The organism is Eisenbergiella sp. OF01-20 (genome assembly GCF_003478085.1).
In the GTDB taxonomy this organism is placed as follows: Bacteria; Bacillota; Clostridia; order Lachnospirales; family Lachnospiraceae; genus Eisenbergiella.
Genome location: NZ_QUES01000008.1, coordinates 29,246 through 51,269, shown reverse-complemented (window position 1 = coordinate 51,269; position 22,024 = coordinate 29,246). Strand labels below are relative to the sequence as shown.

The 22,024-nt window shown below is 43.5% G+C and carries 19 protein-coding genes and 1 other RNA gene; 6 read left to right on the top strand and 14 right to left on the bottom strand.

Annotated elements, in window-relative coordinates:
* Window positions 1-15: 15 nt before the first annotated feature.
* The 6 genes from DXA36_RS11910 to DXA36_RS11885 all read right to left on the bottom strand — a co-directional run bounded on the left by DXA36_RS11910 (window position 16) and on the right by DXA36_RS11885 (window position 9,244).
* Window positions 16-2,871: a hypothetical protein gene (locus DXA36_RS11910; protein WP_118679418.1), complete on the bottom strand. Its 2,856-nt coding sequence runs from the start codon at window positions 2,869-2,871 to the stop codon at window positions 16-18.
* A 17-nt stretch (window positions 2,872-2,888) separates the two neighbouring features.
* Entirely contained in the window at window positions 2,889-3,722 is an 834-nt protein-coding gene (locus tag DXA36_RS11905) for a carbohydrate ABC transporter permease (protein WP_118679416.1), read from the bottom strand.
* An 11-nt stretch (window positions 3,723-3,733) separates the two neighbouring features.
* A complete protein-coding gene (locus DXA36_RS11900; RefSeq protein WP_182479030.1) occupies window positions 3,734-4,639 on the bottom strand; it encodes a carbohydrate ABC transporter permease in 906 nt (301 codons plus the stop codon).
* A gap of 116 nt (window positions 4,640-4,755) precedes the next feature.
* On the bottom strand, window positions 4,756-6,105 hold the full coding sequence (locus tag DXA36_RS11895) for an ABC transporter substrate-binding protein (RefSeq protein WP_118679412.1): 1,350 nt from the start codon (window positions 6,103-6,105) through the stop codon (window positions 4,756-4,758).
* 188 nt (window positions 6,106-6,293) lie between these two features.
* On the bottom strand, window positions 6,294-8,120 hold the full coding sequence (locus tag DXA36_RS11890) for a sensor histidine kinase (protein ID WP_118679410.1): 1,827 nt from the start codon (window positions 8,118-8,120) through the stop codon (window positions 6,294-6,296).
* The gene (locus DXA36_RS11885) at window positions 8,117-9,244 is read right to left on the bottom strand and encodes a response regulator transcription factor (protein WP_118679408.1); all 1,128 of its coding nucleotides are present in this window, start codon (window positions 9,242-9,244) and stop codon (window positions 8,117-8,119) included. Before DXA36_RS11885 ends, DXA36_RS11890 begins: the two co-directional genes overlap by 4 nt.
* Window positions 9,245-9,477: 233 nt before the next feature.
* On the opposite strand from DXA36_RS11885, the gene DXA36_RS11880 reads away from it, so the two are divergent.
* The 4 genes from DXA36_RS11880 (at window position 9,478) to DXA36_RS11865 (ending at window position 13,079) form a co-directional block, all read left to right on the top strand.
* Window positions 9,478-10,899, top strand: coding sequence for a sensor histidine kinase (locus DXA36_RS11880; protein WP_118679406.1), 1,422 nt, complete (start codon window positions 9,478-9,480; stop codon window positions 10,897-10,899).
* 247 nt (window positions 10,900-11,146) lie between these two features.
* Complete coding sequence (locus tag DXA36_RS11875; RefSeq protein ID WP_118679404.1) at window positions 11,147-11,527, top strand: GntR family transcriptional regulator; 381 nt, start codon at window positions 11,147-11,149, stop codon at window positions 11,525-11,527.
* 41 nt (window positions 11,528-11,568) lie between these two features.
* Complete coding sequence (locus tag DXA36_RS11870) at window positions 11,569-12,432, top strand: ABC transporter ATP-binding protein (RefSeq protein WP_118679402.1); 864 nt, start codon at window positions 11,569-11,571, stop codon at window positions 12,430-12,432.
* The gene (locus DXA36_RS11865; RefSeq protein WP_118679400.1) at window positions 12,429-13,079 is read left to right on the top strand and encodes an ABC-2 transporter permease; all 651 of its coding nucleotides are present in this window, start codon (window positions 12,429-12,431) and stop codon (window positions 13,077-13,079) included. The genes DXA36_RS11870 and DXA36_RS11865 overlap by 4 nt, the downstream gene beginning before the upstream one ends.
* A 94-nt stretch (window positions 13,080-13,173) precedes the next feature.
* On the opposite strand, the gene DXA36_RS11860 is transcribed toward DXA36_RS11865, so the two are convergent.
* The 6 genes from DXA36_RS11860 to DXA36_RS11835 form a co-directional block, all read right to left on the bottom strand.
* Entirely contained in the window at window positions 13,174-13,851 is a 678-nt protein-coding gene (locus tag DXA36_RS11860; RefSeq protein WP_118679398.1) for an AraC family transcriptional regulator, read from the bottom strand.
* Window positions 13,852-13,949: 98 nt separating this feature from the next.
* Window positions 13,950-14,405 (bottom strand): AlbA family DNA-binding domain-containing protein, encoded by a 456-nt coding sequence (locus DXA36_RS11855; protein WP_330425024.1) that lies wholly within the window; start codon window positions 14,403-14,405, stop codon window positions 13,950-13,952.
* Window positions 14,406-14,520: 115 nt separating this feature from the next.
* Complete coding sequence (locus tag DXA36_RS11850; RefSeq protein ID WP_118679394.1) at window positions 14,521-15,831, bottom strand: MFS transporter; 1,311 nt, start codon at window positions 15,829-15,831, stop codon at window positions 14,521-14,523.
* A 212-nt stretch (window positions 15,832-16,043) separates the two neighbouring features.
* Window positions 16,044-16,967 carry a radical SAM protein gene (locus DXA36_RS11845; protein WP_118679392.1) on the bottom strand — a complete coding sequence of 308 codons (924 nt, stop codon included), beginning with the start codon at window positions 16,965-16,967 and terminating at the stop codon, window positions 16,044-16,046.
* Between the two features lie 233 nt (window positions 16,968-17,200).
* Window positions 17,201-18,361, bottom strand: coding sequence for a glycoside hydrolase family 18 protein (locus DXA36_RS11840; RefSeq protein WP_118679390.1), 1,161 nt, complete (start codon window positions 18,359-18,361; stop codon window positions 17,201-17,203).
* A 153-nt stretch (window positions 18,362-18,514) separates the two neighbouring features.
* Window positions 18,515-18,688 carry a hypothetical protein gene (locus DXA36_RS11835; RefSeq protein ID WP_207666357.1) on the bottom strand — a complete coding sequence of 58 codons (174 nt, stop codon included), beginning with the start codon at window positions 18,686-18,688 and terminating at the stop codon, window positions 18,515-18,517.
* Between the two features lie 221 nt (window positions 18,689-18,909).
* On the opposite strand from DXA36_RS11835, the gene DXA36_RS11830 reads away from it, so the two are divergent.
* Window positions 18,910-19,707: a class I SAM-dependent methyltransferase gene (locus DXA36_RS11830; RefSeq protein ID WP_118679388.1), complete on the top strand. Its 798-nt coding sequence runs from the start codon at window positions 18,910-18,912 to the stop codon at window positions 19,705-19,707.
* A 279-nt stretch (window positions 19,708-19,986) separates the two neighbouring features.
* Here DXA36_RS11830 and ffs read toward each other — a convergent pair.
* Together ffs and DXA36_RS11820 are read right to left on the bottom strand one after the other, a co-directional pair.
* Window positions 19,987-20,248, bottom strand: an RNA gene (gene ffs / locus DXA36_RS11825) — signal recognition particle sRNA large type.
* 117 nt (window positions 20,249-20,365) lie between these two features.
* Window positions 20,366-21,256, bottom strand: coding sequence for an Rpn family recombination-promoting nuclease/putative transposase (locus DXA36_RS11820; protein ID WP_118679386.1), 891 nt, complete (start codon window positions 21,254-21,256; stop codon window positions 20,366-20,368).
* Window positions 21,257-21,723: 467 nt separating this feature from the next.
* Here DXA36_RS11820 and DXA36_RS11815 point away from each other — a divergent pair, with 467 nt between their 5' ends.
* Window positions 21,724-22,020 carry a DUF3795 domain-containing protein gene (locus DXA36_RS11815; protein ID WP_118679384.1) on the top strand — a complete coding sequence of 99 codons (297 nt, stop codon included), beginning with the start codon at window positions 21,724-21,726 and terminating at the stop codon, window positions 22,018-22,020.
* The last annotated feature ends 4 nt before the right edge of the window (window positions 22,021-22,024 follow it).

Here is a 22,024-nt window from a genome sequence, read left to right as displayed (position 1 = left end):
GATGGATCTGAAAATTCAGCTCAGTGCTCCTAAAAATGTTTTAGCATATGAAAGCAGTTCCTCTCTCGTTTTAGTCTGTACAGGAATCTCACTCTGTTTTTCCAAAACTGTTTCTGCTCTCTTGTAATTTAACCGGACAAAAACAGTATCCTGCAGCTTTACCTGTTCAGAAGCGATTAACAGCGTTCCGCTCTTTCCTTCCCCCTGGAAAAAGAAAGGATGCCTATCAAACCATACACAGGATGCATCCATAGAATCCACTAATTCCACCCAAAAAGGAATAATTCTGCGTTCCTTCGGATCCAAACTAAACCTTTCCGACACAATCTCCCCTTTTTTCAGACTTTCTGCTTTATCCCAAATCCGGAATTCCTTTTGCCCTATTTTCATAAAATCAGGGATATTTACCTTTACAGTCACATCATCAATTCTTTCATCCCCACCGTTTATCAAAAGAAATCTAAACAAAAACACATTTCTTTTTTCTGTCATCCATTCAATATACGGCTGCTCAAAACCAAAATGATCAAACACAATTCCGGATTCATCCGATAAATAACGGGCCTCTGTTTCAGTAATATTTATTATTTCTTCTTCCATAATCCCGCTATATGCTTCCAGTTTCAGTTCCCTGCCCGGTTCTGCCATCCCCTCGCTTTCTACGGCTTTCCCCTGCGCCCCTGCGCCATAGGGACGACAGCCAAAGACTACCCGGAACGGCTCGGAATTTTTGTTTACAACGGCAATATAGCTTGAACTTTTTGTTTCCCGATAGGTGATGTCAAATACAAACTCACCCAATCTGGCACCTTTCCAATTGTATCCATCCAGCATCCCCATAGGCTTTATAATAAGCAGACGCGCTGCAGCATCAAATTCAATACCCAGCCATTGCTTCATATACTGCACAATCCAGCTTCCCTGTCCCTGGCTGCAGCGGGCAATCATCCTGCGCATATTTTCCGCTTTCGGCCACCAATACAAAGAGCCTGTTTCATCCACTGCCCCATGCACCATGTTTTTCAGTGCCTGTTTCATTTCTCCCTTAGCAGTCACACCGCCGAGTGCGGATATATATGCCGTACCGTCCAGTGCTCCTCCATAAGGGAACCAGCGAAGAACATCCATTTCCGGGTCGTAATTGGATGCAAATACCGATCTGGCAAATCTATGGTAGTTCAGCCACGGTTCAAAGGTGTAATCATAGATTCCGTAAACAGGTGCCAGAACACTTGAAGAGTCTTCCCCGTCATAATAAAAGAAGTCTTCATTCATATAAAAATCTTCCTGTTCTCCCAGATTTGTTCCGCCTGTAAGCTGCGGTCCAAAAGGTCCGTCCTTAACCATGGTGTCAAGAATATCCTGCTTTAGTTTACAGGCAAAGCTGCGTACCGCACTCCCTTTCTCTTCTCCCATAGCATCACATAATTTGGCATACAATACCGATGCATACCAGAATTTTACATTTGTGCCATGGTCATACCTTCTCATTACAATTCCATCACTGGAATACCTGGACGGCACAAGATTCCTTCCCTTTGTCCGGAAGCCTGCTATCTTTCCCCATATATCGGTCAGCTTTTTCCAAACATATGCATGTTCCTTAAAATAGTCTTTATCCCCTGTAAATTCATAATATTTTCCCGCCATTATCAGAGGGGCCATCATTATCGGGACGGAATGCTCCGGGTATCTGCTATATCTTGGTTCATTTCTTTCTATCATATATTCAATCAGCCTCTGTCCCAATTCCGGCATGATATGAATAAAACTGAGAGTGGTGGGTTCCACATCAATTCCCCACATACGCCCGTAACAATGAGACGGAGCTCCCTGCCAGTGAACAAGGACGCGGCCCGTTTCATCGGTCTGAATACAGTTGAAATCATCCAGGATATTACGTATATGTATGTCACGGCTGATAACGGCCAACTCCTGATCGGTCTGTGCATTCACGGTAAGCTCTCCAAGCCTGTCTCTCCAGAAATCGCCGGTTATCTGTATCCATTCCTGCAGTCCATGCATATATAGAACCCCTAAAGCTGCACTGATACCATCGGCCTTTTCAGAAACACATACAAAGGTTTCCTCTATTATTTCCTCTCCGGGTTTCAGACAGATTTCTCTGCATGCCGTCCAGAAATTCTCATCCTGTAACCATACGGCTCCTTTCATATGAATACCGGTATAACCTTCAGGCCTGCACATAAGCAGCAGATTGCTGTCCACCTGACTGTAGACACAGGGGTAACTGCGTTCTTCCACAGCAAGTCCTGAATGCTCATATTTTGACATAAAAGCATTGTCAAATCTGAGAATCAGTTTACCGCGTATCTCATCATTCCCGGTATTTTTAATACGTATGCCGTAAACTGCTCCCGACGGCCCCGGAAGAGGCAATGTTTTCATACTGTTTCTCCCTGCCTTTTCTAAAACAGGAGCAATGGAAACCGTATCCATTTCCAACCCCGGATAATCTGTTCTGGTATATGGCAGGAAATCATCCATATATGCGGTAACGCTTCCTTCGCAGGCGTTAGGCAGTATACTCCCGTCTGATAAGCAAAGCTCATACCTGACCTTTCCCAGGAACATCGTCAAATCGACCTGATAATACATTCCGGGACACGCGGTTATATGATTTTCTTTGTCAGTAATCATCGTTGGCAGTGCATAGTCCTTCTCATGAGGCACAGAAATAAAATGAAGCCTCCCCATAGTATCCTGTCCCAGAAGTACTCTTCCGTTCGACTGTGTAAACAGCTGCCGCTCGCTTAGCGCTTTATTATAATCGTAACTTTCAGCATCATATTTTGCTTTGAATTTATCGGAAAAATAAGCTGTTTTTAGTAATTCATCAAATCGTCCCATCACTCTTCTCTCCTTTTTTATCCCTTTACTCCGCTCATTGTCATTCCCTCTATAAATTTGTTCTGTGCAAAAAGGAACACAATAAGGATAGGGGCACTTGCTACCAGAGCTGCCGCCATCAGAGGTCCGTACTCTGCGCTGTTGCTCGACTGAAAATAAGACAGCGCCAAAGGAATTGTCCTCATTTTTTCATTTGACGTCACCAGCAAAGGCCATAGAAAATTGTTCCATGCATTCATAAATACAAATATAATCATTGCCGATAAGGCCGGTTTAGTCAGGGGCACTATAATTCTCAAAAGGATCTGCAGCCGGTTTGCACCATCCATCATCGCCGCCTCATCCAGTTCCAAAGGTATGGAATACATAAAATTCCGCAGTAAAAAGATACTGAAGGCTGTAACCATTGATGGGAGTATCATAGCAGCATAAGTATTCATTAATCCTAGTTTATCGATCATTATGTATTGAGGAATAATTAATACATATCCCGGAATCATCATGGTTGCAAGGAATACCATAAATATCTTATCCCTGCCGGTAAAACGGATTCTTGCAAAGGCGTATGCCGCCAGATATCCTGTGACAATCTGCCCCAGGGTTACTCCCCCGGCCACAATACATGAATTTATAAAAAATCTTACAAACGGCATGTCTGTGAAAACCCGGATATAATTCTGAATAACCAGCGGCCTGGGAATCCATTGAATATCATATTTCCAGATTTGTGCTTCTTCTTTAAAGGAAGTGGATACCATAAAAAGCACGGGGGCAATCATAAGAAATCCGAAACATACAGCCAATATGGTTCTTACTATTTTACATATTTCTTTCCTCGTTGTCCTTTTCATCTCCAGTCCCCCTAATATTCCATCTTTTCTTTTGATATCCTCATCTGCAGTGCCGTCAAAACAAAGATAACTACAAATAAAAGCCACGAAACAGCTGATGCATAAGGCATATCATATATCTGGAAGGCCTGACGATAAATGTAGTAGACGATCACATCCGTCCTTTTTATGGGTCCTCCGCCGGTCATCATAAAAATCTGGTCAAACACCTGGAAGGTATTTATAACGGAAATTATCATAAGAAACTGTGTTGTATTCCCCAACAGCGGAAAAGTTATTTTAAAAAATTTCTGCAGCCCGTTTGCACCGTCTATTTCTGCAGCCTCATAAAGACTCACTGGAATATCCTGTAGTGCAGCAAGATAAAGTACCATAAAATAACCAATCCATTTCCATACTCCCACAATAATAACTGCTGTCATCGCCAGTTTAGGTGATTTCAGCCAGGCAATATCCGGATCGATTCCAAAATTTGACAGAAAAAGATTAAACAGGCCAACTTTAGGACTGAGCATAAATTTCCATACCATTGATATTACAACTGTGGAAAGTATAACCGGGACAAAATACATTGCCCGTACCAGACCTTTTAAGTGAATACTTTTATTCACCAGCATTGCAAGCGAAAGACCTATGGCAAGATGAAAAAAAACAGTGGGAAACGTATATAATGCGGTTACTTTAAAAGAATTCCACATTTCCTTGCTTTGGAATGCCTTAATAAACTGCTTGGCTCCGGCAAACTGTAAATCCGTAATATTAGTTCCAACCTTCTCCTGCATACTCAAAAAAGCACTGTAGCAAAATGGATAGATTGTAAATATCAGAAAGATAATGACACAAGGCAGGATAAACGCATATCCCCAAATATTATCCCTCTGCCTTATCGTCAGATTAAACGGCTTTTTATGTTTCACTCTTACGCCCCCTATCTCTGCCATTTTATTACCGCAGCCGCCAAGATCATACCTGCATGATTTTGGCGACTGCCGCGATGGTAAAATTGATATCAAACAGTTGAATTTTATTAATCTTACTGATATTTACTTATTATATCCTTTGTCTGGGACTCAAGCTCTGCCAAAGCATCCTCACAGCTTATCTCCCCGTAAAGACAAGGCTCACATACAGCATACACAGCCTGAGACCATTCATCATACCAGGGAACCCTTGCACGATATGCACAATGATCCATTGCGGATTGCGCAACCTGCATTGCATTGCTTGCCGACAAATATTCCTTATATTCTTCCGTTTCGGCAATATTCATCTGACACACCAGTTCACCCTGCTCTTTACTGTTTGCAATAATTACTTCTTCTGACATCATGTAGGTCAGAAATGCAAACGCTGCTTCATTAACTGCCGCATCTTTGGAATCCACAATCATCATCTGGTCTCCGCCAACCATTACCTTTGATTCTACTTTTCCCGGCATAAGGCCTGTACCAAGTTTATCTCCCAACGCCTCCTGATAGGTATTTATGCTCCAGGTACCATCCATATACATTCCGACTTTTCCGTTTTCGAAGCCTTTTTCAGGATAATTCAATGTTGCAATACCGGTATCCGTAACAGCTCCAACCAAAAACTTTAAAGCTTCAATACCTTCCGGTGAATTAAAACGGGGTTCCGTATAATCCTCGTTGAACAGTTCACCTCCTGCGGATTGAACCATAGCCTGCCATTCCCAGGAAAACTGTTCATAATAGTCTCCGGTTATACCGGTATATGCAAATGGGATAATATCATCACCGCATTTTTCTTTAATCTGTTTTCCCGCTGCAATTACCTCATCCCAGGTAGAAGGAGGATTATCCACATCCAGTCCGGCCTGTTCAAAAATTTCTTTATTATAGAACAGTACATCGCAGTTGGCACAGACATGAAGTCCGGCAACTTTATCGCCCACATAAGCTTCATCCTGGAAGGTATCATAAAAATTTTCCAGCTTCAAAGTATCACTTTTTTCAAGATAAGGCTTTAAATCCAGCAGCGGGGCTACACTGTCAACTGTAGCGGTCATACAGGTATCCAATTGGATAACATTCGGCATCTGTGCACTTCCGGCTGAAGCCTGTACCTGAATCTTCTGTAATGTTGATGCATGATCCGGGAAAACCTCAGCCGTCACATGAATATCCGGATGTTCCGCGTTAAACTTATCTACAGCGGCCTGATCTACCCTGTACGATTTCCAGTATACAATTTCAATTGCCCCCTCCCTGGCAGCGGATTCCTGATTTTCAGCTTCCAATGTGCTTTCAGTTCCGGGCTGCGTATTTTTCTGCGTTTCCGTTTCCGAAGTATTTCCAGAACTGCCGCATCCAACCGCACCGAATAATAATGCCCCTACAAGTAAAGTTGCCATGATTTTTTTCATTTAGAACCCTCCCTTTTATTGTTTAGTATATATTCATTATAATAATTGTTCATCCCCCTATCTATTTAGTTATTTATCCAATTTATATAAATTTTTTTACAATTTCAGCATACATAATAAACAATATAACCCCTGTATAATTATTTTGTCTTATATATGATTTTTTTACTATAAATAATATAATAGACCTATTTCTGTTTTGTAACCGATGGTATCTTCAACTTTACCTCCGTACCCTTTTTTCGTTCACTAATGACATCAATTCCGTAATTTGCTCCATACAAAAGCTGTATTCTTTCTTCAATATTTTTTAGTCCTATACTTCTTGAATGACCTTTTCTATAGTCCGTTATACTGAGCAGTTGCTGCTTAGATATACCGCATCCATTATCCAAAATCCTGATAATAATGTTTTCCCCACTCCTTTGTATAATAATTTTTATTTCCTTTTTATAATGAACATCCTTAAAACCATGTAAAAAACTATTTTCCACAATTGGCTGTAAAAGCAGTTTGGGAATTAAAATCTCTCGCAGCTCTTCCGGGCAATTTATATCCAAAACCACTTCATCCAGATGTATGATCTCTTCTATTTGAAAATAATGCTTCACATTTTCCAACTCTTCTTCAATAGTAAGCATTTCATCTGAAACATCTAATGTTCCCCGAAGCAGCTTTGCCAATGAGGTAATTACATTATTAATATCCTTATTCCGGTTTAAAAGGGAAAGCATCTTGATAGAATTAAATATATTGTATAAGAAGTGCGTATTGATCTGTGCATGAAGGTAGTTTATTTCATTTAATTTTTTTTCTTTTTCTTCCTGTACTAATTTGTTGGTATAATTCTTAATATCATCTACCATCCTGTTGAAGCTTTCACCTATTTCGTCTAATTCATCATAATATTTCAGTTCATAGCTCAAATCATATTGCTCCCTGGATGCATTTTCCATCAGGCCTTTTAAATATCTGATACGGTAAGAAAATTTATTAGTAAAAAAAACTACTAGCCCACATGCTCCAAGGCTGCCTGAAAGAAATATAAAAAATAAAAAATTTCTGGCAGCCGAATTATTTTTGTCTATGCAGCTAATTGGAATCTGGTTAATTAAAATCCATTCCCGAGAGGGAATTTTCATGCAACTATAAATATAATAGTTATCCTCATATACAAATGCTTCCTTTTCATTTCCGGACATCAGTAATAATTTGTCAATTACTTCCGGCTGCAACTCTTTTTCAAACGTATTTAGACCCGAAAACATTTTTCCGGATCCATCATAAATATATATGGAATTCCCCATTTCCTCATCTAAATAAGAAGAATAGCATCTTTTCAGCTCATCAGCATCGATATTCATACATATGTATCCTTTTTGTTCCCCGGTTATTGGCGAACGATAACAGTAAATACATGCCAGCGTATTTTCATTCGCATATTCCTGGAAGTTCATGGCCTTTCTGTCCTGTACAATTTCCCACTTATAATTCTGTTCAGATTCGGCAAAATAATTATCCCATTCCTGCCGCTCTTTTGATATATTCATCGTATATTCGGAAATAAAATTAGAGGACCAAAACGTAAAAAGTGCCCCCTTATGTGTTACCAAAACATTACTGCCATCAATAAGTGTATATAGCATTGCATTACTTCTAAGTGTATTTCTGACTTCTTTCAGCCTGCGTGCCGTTTCGTAAGTACTCACACTCCACTTTTTAAATTCTTCCTGCCCTAAATCTGAGGTTTCAGAAAAAAACCATTGAATATAGTCATTGGAATAAATCGCAATCATTTTTTCTACCATTAAATCTGTCATGAGTACGATACTGTTTGAGATTTGTGTAAGCGCCTCTTTATCTGTCCTTAGCAATTCTTTTTTCACCTGTGTTTTGAGCATATACATACTTGCGGAATATACAATACTAAAAACCACAACAACTATGATGCTGTAAGTAAGAATCAGCTTTGTCTGCACCCTGTGCAGCAAGTGTTTGTGTTTTTTCCCCTTCATTTTTTCCCTGTCCTTCCTGTTTTATATTTATCTCTGTATTTACTTGGTGTTAATCCTGTGTAATTCTTAAAGCTTTTTATAAAATAACTTTTATCATTATATCCGACCATCTCCAGTATGGTATCTATCCTGAAATCACTATTTTTCAGATATTCGCACGCTCTTTCCATTCTTGCTTCGACAAGGTATTTACTAAAGTTTTTACCCATAATTTCAGAAAAAATTCTGGAGAAATAAGAATAGCTTATATTAAATTCCTTTGACAGATACATCAAATTCAAATCGGTCATCTGAATATTTTTCATAATAAATGTACTTATCATTCCTTTTAGCCTGTTGTCCTCTTCTTCCTTTTTCTTTTCTATAAACTGGTTTTTCTCATCCAGAATTATTTTCAACTTCTCAGTGAGTTCCTGAACGCAGCATTTTTTACGAAATATATCCAGTACCTGTTTTTCATCGATCATACTATCTTCTGGTGCATTATGTTTTCTTAGCCGCTCCTGGTACAGATAGATAAGATGCATAAATCCACCCATGATATCCGCCTTTTTAGGCCGATCCTGCTCTATCATTCTCCAGAGTTCCATTGATTCTTCCTTCATTTTATTTATATCTTCCATTTCAAGGGCATTTTTGAATATTTCAAGTAAATTCTCAAAATATTCCCTTGAAAATCTGGATTTATTCTTGTCATAATCTATAAACTCAACCGTTCCATACTTTTCTTCTTCCTTCTCCTCTTCTTCCTTTTCCCCTTCTATAACCCGGTTCATACAAGCCAATATATCTTCAAATTCCATTTCCGGTTTCCATAAATACTCGTCCGCATGATACCTTAAGGAATCCCTGACATAATCAAACTCATTGTGTGCAGTAAGCATAATGACATGGATTTTAGGAAATTTATGTTTAATAGATTTTAATAAAGTAATACCATCCATATCCGGCATATTAATATCCAGTAAAATAATATCCGGGCAGTTCTGATCACAAAATTCCATAATCCCCAGGGGGCTGCGAAAAGCCCCGATCAGCTCAAACCCATGTTCCTGCCAGTTAATCACTTTAGAGAACCCTTCTAACATTAAAGGCTCATCATCAACAATAATAATTTTGTACATATTATCCCTCCCCCTTTTTTGAATTTATAAAGGTGTATTAAATATAACATATTCCGTTTAGTACATACCACATATTTATAGTAAATTTCCACAATGTAACATATGATATTTAGGCTTGCCATAGATCGGAATATTTTTACTCCCATATAGGGATTACAAGCCGGTATAAATATGATAATATAAAATAAGCCTGTAATCCACAGACTTAAATTCGGACAAAATGAGGTGAGACAATGAGGAAGACCCTCTACCTGAAATTCCTGCTCGCATACCTGATATTCGGCTTTTTCGGCTTCATTGTGGTAGCTACCTTCGGATCCAGCATGACCCTGGAGCATATGAAAAGAGAAAAAGCGGACACACTTTATAAAGAAGCGACCCTCATCGCCAACACCTATGCATCGGATCTGTACAACAACGAGGCCTCCCTGGAAACCGTCAAGGTCCAGCTGGATTCCCTCGCCGTATATCTGGATTCCACCATATGGATCATCAACCCTTCCGGCCGTATGATCATGGATACCGATACCCCCGTGGATTTGGATCATCCCCGTATAGTGGAGGGTTTTAACGCCACGGAAACAGCAGGATCTTATTACACTATCGGCAACTTTTTCAACAGCTTTGACCAGGAAATGCTGAGCGTCTATGCCCCTATCACCTCTGATTTCAAGGTAAGGGGTTATGTAGTCATCCATACCGCCATGGCCGCCCTTCGCTCCACCAGTGAAAGCCTGTTGAGCATTTCCTACATCATCCTGGTAATCCTTTTCCTTCTTTCCCTTATTATTCTCATCTTTTTTACGGAAATGGTCTACCTGCCTCTCCGGAAAATAACGGAAGCTACCGAGCAGTATGCCGCAGGCAACCTGCATTACGAATTCCAGGTTGACAGCGAGGATGAAATCGGCTATCTCGCCGCTTCCCTGTCCTACATGGCCAGTGAAATTGCCCGGGGAGAGGACAACCAGAAAAAATTTATCGCCAACGTTTCCCACGACTTCCGTTCCCCCCTTACCTCCATCAAAGGCTATCTGGAAGCTATGCTGGACGGCACCATCCCCCCCGATCTACACGAGAAATACCTGAAAATCGTGCTGAACGAAACGGAACGCTTAACCAAGCTCACCAACAGCCTGCTCACTCTGAATAACCTGAATACCCGGGGAATGGTATTGGAAAAAACAGATTTTGATATCAATTCCATCATCCGCAATACTGCTGCCTCCTTCGAAGGAACCTGCCAGCAAAAGCACATTGCGATTGAACTGGTGCTCACCGGCGAGCAGCTTTCCGTGAACGGGGATATGGGGAAAATCCAGCAGGTGCTCTACAACCTGATGGACAACGCCATCAAATTTTCCCATTCCGACTCCGTCATCAAAATAGAAACCACAGAAAAAAGGAATAAGGTCTTTGTTTCCGTAAAAGACAGTGGGATCGGCATCCCCAAGGACAGCCTGAAGCTCATTTGGGATCGTTTCTATAAAACGGATCTTTCCCGGGGTAAAGATAAGAAGGGCACCGGCCTCGGTTTGTCCATCACTAAAGAAATCATCCAGTCCCATAATGAAAATATCAATGTTATCAGTACGGAAGGCGTGGGCACTGAATTCATTTTCAGCCTTCCCCTTACGGACGAAGAAGACGAATAAAGAGTACCGCCTGCGGCGGTTTATGGACAGAAATAATAACGGTTCCGACCGGTTGTTCTTATTCCCGGTAATGGCAGAAACAGCATATGTTTCTGCCATTTCTTTGTTTACAGAGACCTGTCTGAACTATTGCACTCTTCCAGATATTACTTGAAAAAAAGAAGTATAGGGTATTGACTTCTGTCATACAGTGTTTTATAGTGTACTTGTACAATAAGTACACTATAAAACACTCCGGAGGGGTTTTGTGGAAATTATAATCAGTAATAATTCAAGCAAGCCCATTTACGAACAGATTACCTCACAGATAAAAGCGATGATAATGAACGGGCAGCTGCAGGCCGGGGATGCTATCCCTTCCATGCGGGCTCTGGCAAAATCACTTCATATCAGTGTCATTACTGTTCAAAAGGCTTATGAAGACCTGCAAAGAGACGGATTTATCGAAACCACTGTCGGACGCGGCAGCTTCGTATCCGCAAGAAACAATGATTTTTATCAGGAGGAACAGCAGCGCAGGGTGGAAGAATTACTGCAGGAAGCCGCCGAGGCAGCCCGTACCTGTGGTATCCCGCTGGAAAAGCTGCAGCAAATCCTGGCTTTGTTCTATGAAGATTCCTGGAATTAAATGAATAAGTTGGCGTGTCCTGCACGCAGATGGGAGAAGATATGGAACCCGCATTACAGATAACCAACCTGACAAAAGAATATCCCGGCTTTAAGCTGGATCATGTATCCTTTACCCTTCCCCGGGGTACCATCATGGGCCTGATAGGGGAAAACGGCGCCGGCAAAAGTACTACCATCAATGCCGTACTGGATCTGATCAAACGGGATGACGGCTCCATTACTTACTGGGGGAAGGAGCTTTCCCAGGACCCCAGACAGCTGAAGGAGGATATCGGTGTTGTTTTCGACGGAATCAACTTTTATGAAACCCTGACTCCTGCCAAGGTAGGAAAAATATCCGCTGCCGCCTACCGCCAATGGGATCCGGCTGTTTACAAAAGCTACCTGGAAAAATTCCAGCTGCCTTCGGACAAGGAAATCAAAACCTTTTCCAAAGGCATGAAAATGAAGCTGTGCATTGCCAATGCCCTCTCCCACGATCCCAAGCTGCTTATTCTGGACGAAGCCACCAGCGGCCTGGATCCGGTTATGAGAGATGATATCCTGGATGTATTCCTGGATTTTATCCAGGATGAAAACCACTCCATCCTGATGTCCTCCCATATCACAACGGATCTGGAAAAGGTGGCGGATTACATCACCTTTATCCATGAAGGGAAAATCATCTTTTCCAGGACAAAAGATGAACTGATCTATAATTATGGCATTATGCGCTGCGGAAAGGATGATTTTTCCAGGATCGATCCCGGGGATATCCTGGCTTACCGGAAAGAGGATTACCAATGGAACGTTCTTGTTGCGGATCGGGAAAAAGCCATGTCCCGTTACCGCAGCATCGTGGTGGACCATCCTACCATTGATGATATACTTTTGCTTTATGTAAAGGGGGAAGCTGTGAAATGAAAAGCTTGATATTAAAGGATATTTACAACATCATGCATAATATGCGCTCCCTGGCCCTGCTTCTGGTACTCTTTATCGTACTTATGGTTCCCCAGGGCGGCCCTTCGGCCTATCTGATTACCAGCTGCCTGCTGTGCAGTATGATGGTAATGACCACCTTTTCTTTCGATAATACTTCCAAATGGGAAAAATATGCTCTGGTAATGCCCATAACCAAAAAGGATCTGGTAGCCGCCAAATTCCTTGTACTGCTTCTCTTCTGTATATTCGGCGTGGTATCCGGCCTGGTACTGGGCGTGGCCGGAGGGCTTCTTTTCAAAAGCTTTCATCTGAATTCTGCAGACGACTGGCTGATGCTCCTCATGGTAGCTGCCGCGGGCCTGGCTATCGGTATTTTCTTCGGAAGCCTGGTCATCCCCCTGCTCTTTAAATTCGGTGCGGAAAAGGCCAGAATGCTTTCCATTGCCGCTTTTGCCGCCCCTACTGCCATTGGCCTCGGATTATACAGGCTGCTTGCCGTGTTCGGCATTTCCATTTCGGATAAATTCGTTACTAAGCTGCTGTACCTGTCACCGCTGCTTGTCATCCTATGGGCATACCTGATGTACCGCATCAGTCTCCGTATTTTCCAGAACCAGGATCTCTGATCCCGGTTTTCGGAGCAAAGGCAGCCGGATGCTCCCACGCAGAAAACGGCCGTCCTGCCGGATAAGCAGGGCGTCCGTTTTGCTGTTTGTTATTTTATATCGTGGAATTCCCGATTTTTTCTTTTTCTATAGGAATCCATATCTCTACAATGGAACCGCTATTCCCGCCGCTGAAACGTTCATCGTAATACTCCACGCAATATTTTTTTCCGTCCAGCAGCTTTTCTGTATATCCCTCTTCGTTTGTATCCAGCCATTCATCCATGGCATTATTTTCGCTCTCATACCCATTGGATACATAAATCTCAAAAGAAGCATATCTGCCGGGCGGCAGTTCCAATAAGGTATATGCCTTATCCACTTCCTTATTTGAAACCGCATGTCCCACATAAACAGTGCACAGGTCTCCCTCATACATTCTTACTTCATATCCATGACCGGATACTTCATTTTTGAGAGGTTTTTCTGCACTCAGCTCTTCAAAAGCATTCCATACCTCCCATGTTTGGCTTCCATCCCCGCAAGTACCCGCAAGGAGGATACGGCCCTGCTTTATAATATTGGGATTCAGAAGCATCCCTCCTCTCAGCCTGTTGGTAAATCGCATAACCAGAGTCTCCGCACTGATTATTTCAGGCCGACATCCCTGTTTTCTATATTCGCTGGGAGAGATTCCCTGCACATCTCCGAACGTTCTGGAAAAAGCCTGTGCGGAATGGAAACCACAGTTCAAAGCAATATTCAGAATGGTATCCTCCCCGGAACTTAGCATCTTGCAGGCTCCTCCAGCTGCTCATCAATATATTTTAATGCCTCGCCAATTTTTGTGAAGTTGTTCAATGCACCACCTCCGCGCTTATTTTGTAGCGGCTACATAAATAGTATAAAAAACAAAATTCTACCTGTCTTAACATTTCTTGCCCGATTTTGTATCCCGCACACAAAACCGGCGCCGGAAATGATCCGGCGCCGAATGGCAGTGTCGGTAGCCTGTACGGAAGACGTGCCCTGCCGGATAAATACCCCTTCCGGGCGTAGTCCTTTCTTGGCCAGGTAATATGGGCGTTCTGTTCCACGCTGTACCTCGACAGCAACAATTTGTTTTCTGTCAATCTCCTTCGTTTCATAGTGAAGAAACATAGTAATGTCCGGTTTGATGCTGTCCCGGATCATATTAGCAATCTGCTGTGTTGTCATATCCGGGTTTTCCACCCCGGCAATACTGCCATCATCCGCAACACCAATATACAGAGTACCTCCCATACTGTTGGCAAATGCCATAATTTCCTTCTTCACATCGTCAACGACGATCTGTTTCCATTCTATTGTTTCCCTTTCTTAAAAAATCACATTATCGCTTCCTTGCATTTAATTCTAACGTTTCTAACGCTTCTTATCAATAACAGTGTTAGAATATGCAAAGAACATAATTCCAGGACTGCTACCCTTCCTCTTCGGCATCCAATGCCTTTATTTCCCGATTTCCATACCAGTAGATACTGGCAGCAGCTCCAAGGACACCCGTACACAAAAACATCAGGGCCATGCCGCTGCCCTTACCGGCACCCACAAGCATACCCAAAAAGGCTGCCGCCCGGGAACCGCCGCTCATAAACGGTTCGAATACATAGTCCGCGAGCCAGCCGCCCAGAAGGATCCCTGCGGGAATGCTGGAATACTGCAAAGCATTCCGTACCGCAAAAATCCGCCCCTGAATTTCCCGGGGAACCCGGTTGTACAGTATCTGCTGCTGTCCTGCGGAAAGAAAGGGGATCGGAACACTGGCGGCAAGACCTGCCAGGCTCCATATCCAGACATTTCTGCCAAGACCCATACACAGATCCCCAAATAAAAAGGAAAATGCGGCAGACAGATATATCATTTTTACGGGCTTCCCTTTTATTCTCCCGGCAGCCACAAGCAGGCCGCCTGCAATGCCTCCCATTCCCAGGACACTGCTCACCATTCCCATAAGCTGCTCATTTCCTCCGGTCCGTGCCAGCAGCATGGGGGACAGGATATTCTCATAGGTCAGCCGTGAAAGGAAATTAATGAGGCACATGCTGAGAATCATAGAAGCCAGCCCCTTCCTTTCCTTAAGGAAAGCAATGCCATCCTTCAGCCCGGAAAAGGGCGTTTCCTTCTTTTTCTCTCCTGTCTGTTCCTCCGGGATACGGATAAACAGAAGAAGCACACAAAACGCAAATACAAAGCTGCATAAATCCAGGAGTATCACTCCCTCCAGCCCCCAAAACGCGCTGACAGAAGCTGCCATCACCGGTGTTACTACGGTAAGAAGGTTATTGGAAAAGGAATCCATACCGCTGGCTCTTGCATACAGCTCCCTGGGAACCAGGATTCCGATAGCCACCGACTGTGCAGGCTGCTGAAAAGCGTTCATAAACCCGGTTATGGCATTCGCCACATAAATATGCCATATTTCCAGCCTGCCGCCCGCCAGCATTCCCCAGATAAAAACCGTGCACAGGGCCGCAACCGAATCGGATACCAGCATAATTGTCTTTTTGCTGTGTCTGTCTATAAAAGAACCCGCCAGCAGACTGACAATAATATAAGGCACATACGAACAAAAGGTCATCAGGGATACCGCCATGGCGGAATCCGTCTGTTTATAGGCCCAAATCACCAAAGCAAAACCAGTCATTGCGCTTCCCAGCTGGGAAACAGACTGGCTGAGCCAAAATATAATGTAACATGTAAATCCACTCTTTTTATTTTTTATATTGTTCATTGGTTTTCTCCTTATAGTTAATTATTTCCTATAAGTACAAAATCCAATGCGGGCGGCGGTTATTATTTCAAAACAGTAAACCTCTGCACAAGTTCCGCCCATACACTGAACCTTGTACAGAGTAATGCATCCATGATTATTTCCTCATGTCTTTTCATTCTATCTCCTTCCATTAAAACAGACGGCATAGATACTTTATCGGATTATACCACTCACAGGCCTTCCCCATCAAATTCCGGTATAAAACTTTCCTCCGCCGTTTCCCCTTCCTGGATGAAACCATTCTCCACCCCCATATCCAGGGCGTAATCCACAATCCTTTCATATTCCCGGGCAGTTATCCTCCGTTTCAGCTCCGGAAATGCGGATAAGTCACACACCGGGGTGTATTGGTTCATAATACTGATATATATCCTGTCCCCGTAAGTATGATACAGATAGGACAGAACTTTTTTTGAATCTGCGGTACAGCCCGGAAGAACCAGGTGGCGTACAATAACTCCCTTTTTCATCAGGCCACTGCTTTCGTCAAAAACCGGATTCCCTGTCTGTCTCACCATTTCTTCTATAGCCCGGGCAGCCGTATCGAAATAATCCGGCGCATGGGAATACCGTTCTCCCAGCCGGGAGGACATATATTTCATATCCGGCAGATAAATATCCACCAGGCCCTCCATGCGTTTCAGCGTCTCCGTCCTCTCATAACTTCCGGTGTTATATACCACAGGGATATGCAGCCCCTGTGCTTTTGCCCGTTCCAATGCCAGGGCAATCTGGGGAACAAAATGAGTGGGCGTCACCAGATTGATATTATTTGCCTTTTTTCCCTGGAGTTCCAGGAAGATTTCCGACAGCCGTTCCCCGCTGATCACCCTGCCGGCCCTGCTTTCTGCTATATTGGTGTTCTGGCAGTATACGCACCGCAGCACACAGCCGCTGAAAAACACCGTCCCGGAACCTTCTTTCCCGGATATACACGGCTCCTCCCAGAAATGAAGTCCTGCCCTTGCAGCCATAATTTCTGCGCCCTGCCCGCAGTAGCCCCGTTTTCCGCCAAGCCGGTCCGCGTGGCAGTTCCTGGGGCACAGCGTACAGTCGGCCAATATTCTTTCATACCCTAATGTCCGATTTTCCATCCTATTCCTTTTTTAAATACCTGTAACTGTTCAGTAAATGCACAGACCTGCTGAACAGTTACAAATACCTTTACCGTTTTCTCTCCTACTTACTATACCGAATCGGAACTCCTTTTACAAGAGCACTCTGTACCTGCCGGGTAAAAATAAAAAAAGTTGGTACCGCCATGGACGGAAAGCAACCGGCAGCCGGAAGGAGGACCCCCGGACACCGGGGATCCTCTTAATGATACCTATGCCCCGGCCAGGCCCGCCCGGGCGCTTTCCAGAAGCTCTCCTCCGCTGTCATGAGACAACTCCCATATTCCGACCCCGGCCAGCCCCGAATTCCTGGCAAATGCGGCTTTAGCCATTATGGAGCGTGGATTTTCATAGGAAAGAAAGGTGCCGTTCCCATACAGATAAGGAACCACTGCCCCTTCGTGGAAAAAGGAGGAAAATGCCGGATTATTCAGATATGTCCTTTTAAGACTATCGTACCCCAGGGCACGGGCTTTGGAAAAGGTACTGTATCTTCCCTCCCGTTCCGCCGCCGTCCCTTCGTAAAGATACCCGTAAAAGGGCATACCCAGCACCAGCTTATCCGCCGCTACGCCCGCGTTCAGATACGCACGGACCCCATTCTGCACACTGTTCTTATACTGGGGGCTTTCCTCCGCCGGATTGTACAGCGGCGCTCCGAAATCCGAATAGGTATCCCAGGGACCATGCATGTCGTAAGCCATAACGAAAATATAATCCACCAGCCCGGCTACCTGCTGCGGTTCTATTTTATTCAGATAGCTGGAATTGGCTGCACCGGCAATGGTGAGATAATATTTTTTGCCGTCACGCAGAGATTGGGCATTCAGTTGGTTCCGGATAGCGGAAAGCAACAGGGTGAAATTTTGTTTGTCCTCCGGGCTGTTCGTATTCCCGGCGGGCCCCCCTGAAACCGGATATTCCCAGTCCAAATCAACTCCGTCGAATCCATGGGTGAGCAGAAAATCGAGACACCCCAAAGCAAACTGGTTCCTGCTTTCCTCCGTCGCCGCAATCGTGCTGAAATAGGTAGAATAATCCCAGCCTCCTACGGAAATCAATGTTTTTAATGCAGGATTTTTCTTTTTCAAAGCTCGAAGCTGTTCAAAATTCTTGATATCCTTTTCCGGGTTCGCCATTGCAATGGTATTTGCCGCCGGATCAATTTTGGCAAACGCATAATTCAGATGGGTGAGCTTACCCGCCGGAATGTCCGAAGGGGTATACCCTTTATCCGAAGACCAGTTCGTATAATAACCCACTACCAGATTTCCGGTATCTGTTTTTGCCGGAGCGGCCTTGGCTCCCATGCCGGTACCTGCCAGAATAAGTATGGCTGCCGCCACAAGAGAATGAATAATATGTTTTTTCATTATGTGCTTCCTTTCCGTAAATAATCAGGCATAAGGCGCTGTTTCTTCTCTTCAGCGCTTTATGCCTAATTATAAAGGGCAGCATATGAACGGTACAACACACAATATTTGGCAGTTACCCATTTTTCTGCAAAATACGCCTTCCCAACTTCCCTATCCCTTAACGCTGCCGGCCGTCAGGCCCGCCACAAAGAACTTCTGGCCGAAAATAAAAATGAGCAGGACAGGCAGCAGGCTGAGCACGGAGAGGGCAATTACATATCCCCACTGGGTAAACTGATGCTGACCGAAGAAACCGGATATGGCAACGGGAAGCGTCCTATTCATATTGTCATCAATTACCGTATTTGCAAGGGGAATTCTTCCCAGGCCGTAAGGAAATTAAAAATGGAAACCGATGCGATGCCAGGTCTCATTCCTGCCTCTTTTTAAATAGAAAAAAATTGACAATGTTACGATATTATTCTACACTGAATACGTCCTGGTTCTCCCACAATGATAATGATTACAGAATAAATAAAGCAAGAAAACAATACGGAGGAAATAAAATGAGCTATTTTCAAGAAAATAAAGCGGCCTGGGAAGAAGCCTTTGAGCACCGCCATCCCGGCTGGGGAGAAACAAACCATGAGAAGCTGTCCGACGAAGGGCTTCCCTTCTTCTGCCCTGATGCGGCTAAGGAACTCACTGCAATAGATTTCAACGGCAAAACCATTGCCCAATTCTGCTGTAACAATGGACGTGAACTGCTGTCTCTGATGCGCCTCGGCGCAAAAGCGGGATTTGGATTTGACATTGCTGAAAATATTATAAACCAGGCTGTTGATACTGCCAAAAAGGCCGGAATTGACAACTGTCGGTTCACCGCCTGCAATATCCTGGACATTCCGGAACAATATCACAGCTCCTTTGATTTTGTTATGTTTACAATCGGAGCCATCACATGGTTTGAGGATTTGAACGAACTCTTTCAAAAAGTGTCCCTCTGCCTGAAGCCCGGAGGCATCCTGTTCATCAACGATTTTCATCCGATTATGAACATGCTGCCTATGCCCGGAGAACCTGTGTTTGATGAGAACCATCTTAACCGGATTGCCTATTCCTATTTCAGGAAGGAGCCATGGATTGAAAATGAGGGGATGGGATACATGTCCGAACAGTATGACTCAAAAACCTTCACCAGCTTCTCCCACACCATGTCAGCTATAATCAATGCCGTAAGCAATGCCGGGCTGCGTGTTGTCAAGTTGAATGAATATGATTATGACATCGGTTTATCCGAGGTATATGATAAAAAAGGATTCCCGTTGTCTTATCTTTTGACCGCGGAAAAAATAATTAAATAGAATTAACCTGGAAAAATACGCCTTCTGTATAGGGGCGTATTTTTATTACTGTAAGATATTTGACTTGGTCACAAGGAGGACCTGCAGAACGCAGCATCGATTATTTTCACATATTCCGCTGACGTATACCGCATCCTCTTTAACAGTTCCGACAAGTCCGGCCTGTTACCATTCTCTTTCCGGTACGTAAAAAATGCGTCAGACCATTTCGTTTCACGAAACCATCCAACGCAATCCCTGTTACCAGTCGCGGCTGTTATCCATATATACAAACAAAGACCGTGCGTCCTGCTTCGAACACAAACCCATATGCGTTACCTTTACAGTTAACTCCGCCAGGCACCCTCACGGCACACGGAAAATTCTGCTTAGTGCTGCTTTGTTCCCAACCTGACACGGTTCGCAGACATCCGTTGCGTAAGACCCAAACTTCAACGCCACTTATAAAGGGCAGCCACACAAGCACAAGCCCTCGGCCGGACATCACCCCTGCTATAGCGGATTTCAGGTACAAGGGACCGCTAATCCCCCGGCTGCACGGTTTAATTAGTATACTTTTTTTTAAACAATTTGTCAATCCTTTAAAGTTATTATAAAAATGTAAAAAAATTAGCGGTAACAGTACAGACGGTACAAGGGGCCGTCTGTACTGTTACATTTAGCGTGTAGAATTAACATTATTCATATATTTATCCATTAACCTTTCCGCATCTTTTTCCGGCAGATTAAACCTGATTATCAGTTTTTTAATAATCTGCTCCTTGCTTTTCCCTTCTTCCATGTTATCAAGAATAAATATTCCAATGCCTTCTTCTTTACCCTTCTCTAATCCTTTCTCCATCCCCTTATTGAACCCATTTTCCATTGCCTCTTGCCGTACATATTTTTCCCTTGCCGCCTGGTCACGCATGTCTTTCAGATACGCTTCATAATGGGCGCGCAGTCTTTTTCCCAGACTCATAAGCTTCACCTCACGTACTGCTTCGCAAATCCCTGCATTTTTCGTTTTTATCATATCCAGATCCTCCTCCGTTTCGGCATTGAACAGCCGTATCCAGTCATCAACACGGTTCTGCCCTGCAAGCTTCTTTTTCAATTCAATCGTATGTATCTCAAGCATGTTTGAAAACAGATTTCCCTCCGCATCTGTCAACCGGTAAATGCTGTGGTATTCCGGCCTGCCGTTCAGGTTAAAATCCAATATACTTATCCCGATACAAGGCCTGAGGCAGGTATAATCATTCCCCATGTGTAAATCTGCCGTGTATAGCTTTGACAGATAAAAGATCTGCCTTTTATCCCAGTCGGCACTGACCTTTACCTGGATTTCGATATTAATTTTCGTATCGTCATTCAGTTCAATCAGCACATCCAGTATCCCCAGCTTTTGGTTCCGATACCTTTTCCATAAAAAAGTATTCAGCAGCCGGGATGAGCGGATTGTTTCCGGCGGTATATCCAGTACATCGCTCAAAAAATGCCTGCGTACTACTTCATTCCGGAAAAGTTCCTTCATGCAGTAGTCATATTTTGGTGATACAATTTTCATTTTTACGTCCTTTCCGATACGGAAAGGACAGGCAGAATGTTCTTTTTCTGCATCAGTTACGTCACCTGTTGCTTTCTGCTTTTATTATACGCAAACTCTCCGTATCTATCAATATTTTTTGTAATGAAGCGAAATTTTTGGCGAAATGCCGTTTGAATATAATGATATATGAAATACGTATAGGAAAGTGAATTTTCCCGATATGTTAACTATATCAGAAACACTTAATTTTTACAAGTCAGGATTTTTTCTGCGATAAAACAAGAGATAGCAAAAGCAACATGACAATTAGTTGTCATGTTAGTTATGCTATTCTATGATTAGCTCCCGGAATCCTGTGCCCGGCAAACAAAGTTCACCAGTACCTTAACCTTTGTAAAGGAAACTGCCATGCCTGGTTTAACAGGCAGCACCATAAAATAAGACGTAAAGATTCCTGGAGTAATTACATCCATAAGGAGGAAAATATGGCTAATACACTTGCATTTACCGAAATCGTTGATTCCCGGTGCGGCCTGCACTGCACCGGCTGTTCCTGGAAGGAGTCCCACGGATGCGGAGGATGTATCCCCACTAACGGTAACCCGTTCCATGGGGAATGTCCCGTTGCCGCCTGCTGCCAGGAGCAGGGTTTTGTCCATTGCGGACAGTGCCCCCGGATCCCCTGCGATCTGCTTACACGCTATTCCTGCGATGAAGAAAATGGGGATCTCCCTGTCGGGGCACGTATCGAACAATGTAAAAAGTGGGCAGGAAATACATAAAGAC

Coding starts and splice junctions, on each gene's coding strand:
- DXA36_RS11840 (WP_118679390.1), bottom strand. CDS start 18,361: ATGAAAAAACATATTATTCATTCTCTTGTGGCGGCAGCCATACTTATT.
- DXA36_RS11890 (WP_118679410.1), bottom strand. CDS start 8,120: ATGAAGGGGAAAAAACACAAACACTTGCTGCACAGGGTGCAGACAAAG.
- DXA36_RS11880 (WP_118679406.1), top strand. CDS start 9,478: ATGAGGAAGACCCTCTACCTGAAATTCCTGCTCGCATACCTGATATTC.
- DXA36_RS11910 (WP_118679418.1), bottom strand. CDS start 2,871: ATGGGACGATTTGATGAATTACTAAAAACAGCTTATTTTTCCGATAAA.
- DXA36_RS11905 (WP_118679416.1), bottom strand. CDS start 3,722: ATGAAAAGGACAACGAGGAAAGAAATATGTAAAATAGTAAGAACCATA.
- DXA36_RS11815 (WP_118679384.1), top strand. CDS start 21,724: ATGGCTAATACACTTGCATTTACCGAAATCGTTGATTCCCGGTGCGGC.
- DXA36_RS11850 (WP_118679394.1), bottom strand. CDS start 15,831: ATGAACAATATAAAAAATAAAAAGAGTGGATTTACATGTTACATTATA.
- DXA36_RS11885 (WP_118679408.1), bottom strand. CDS start 9,244: ATGTACAAAATTATTATTGTTGATGATGAGCCTTTAATGTTAGAAGGG.
- DXA36_RS11835 (WP_207666357.1), bottom strand. CDS start 18,688: ATGAATAGGACGCTTCCCGTTGCCATATCCGGTTTCTTCGGTCAGCAT.
- DXA36_RS11820 (WP_118679386.1), bottom strand. CDS start 21,256: ATGAAAATTGTATCACCAAAATATGACTACTGCATGAAGGAACTTTTC.
- DXA36_RS11860 (WP_118679398.1), bottom strand. CDS start 13,851: ATGCTAAGTTCCGGGGAGGATACCATTCTGAATATTGCTTTGAACTGT.
- DXA36_RS11845 (WP_118679392.1), bottom strand. CDS start 16,967: ATGGAAAATCGGACATTAGGGTATGAAAGAATATTGGCCGACTGTACG.
- DXA36_RS11830 (WP_118679388.1), top strand. CDS start 18,910: ATGAGCTATTTTCAAGAAAATAAAGCGGCCTGGGAAGAAGCCTTTGAG.
- DXA36_RS11870 (WP_118679402.1), top strand. CDS start 11,569: ATGGAACCCGCATTACAGATAACCAACCTGACAAAAGAATATCCCGGC.
- DXA36_RS11895 (WP_118679412.1), bottom strand. CDS start 6,105: ATGAAAAAAATCATGGCAACTTTACTTGTAGGGGCATTATTATTCGGT.
- DXA36_RS11865 (WP_118679400.1), top strand. CDS start 12,429: ATGAAAAGCTTGATATTAAAGGATATTTACAACATCATGCATAATATG.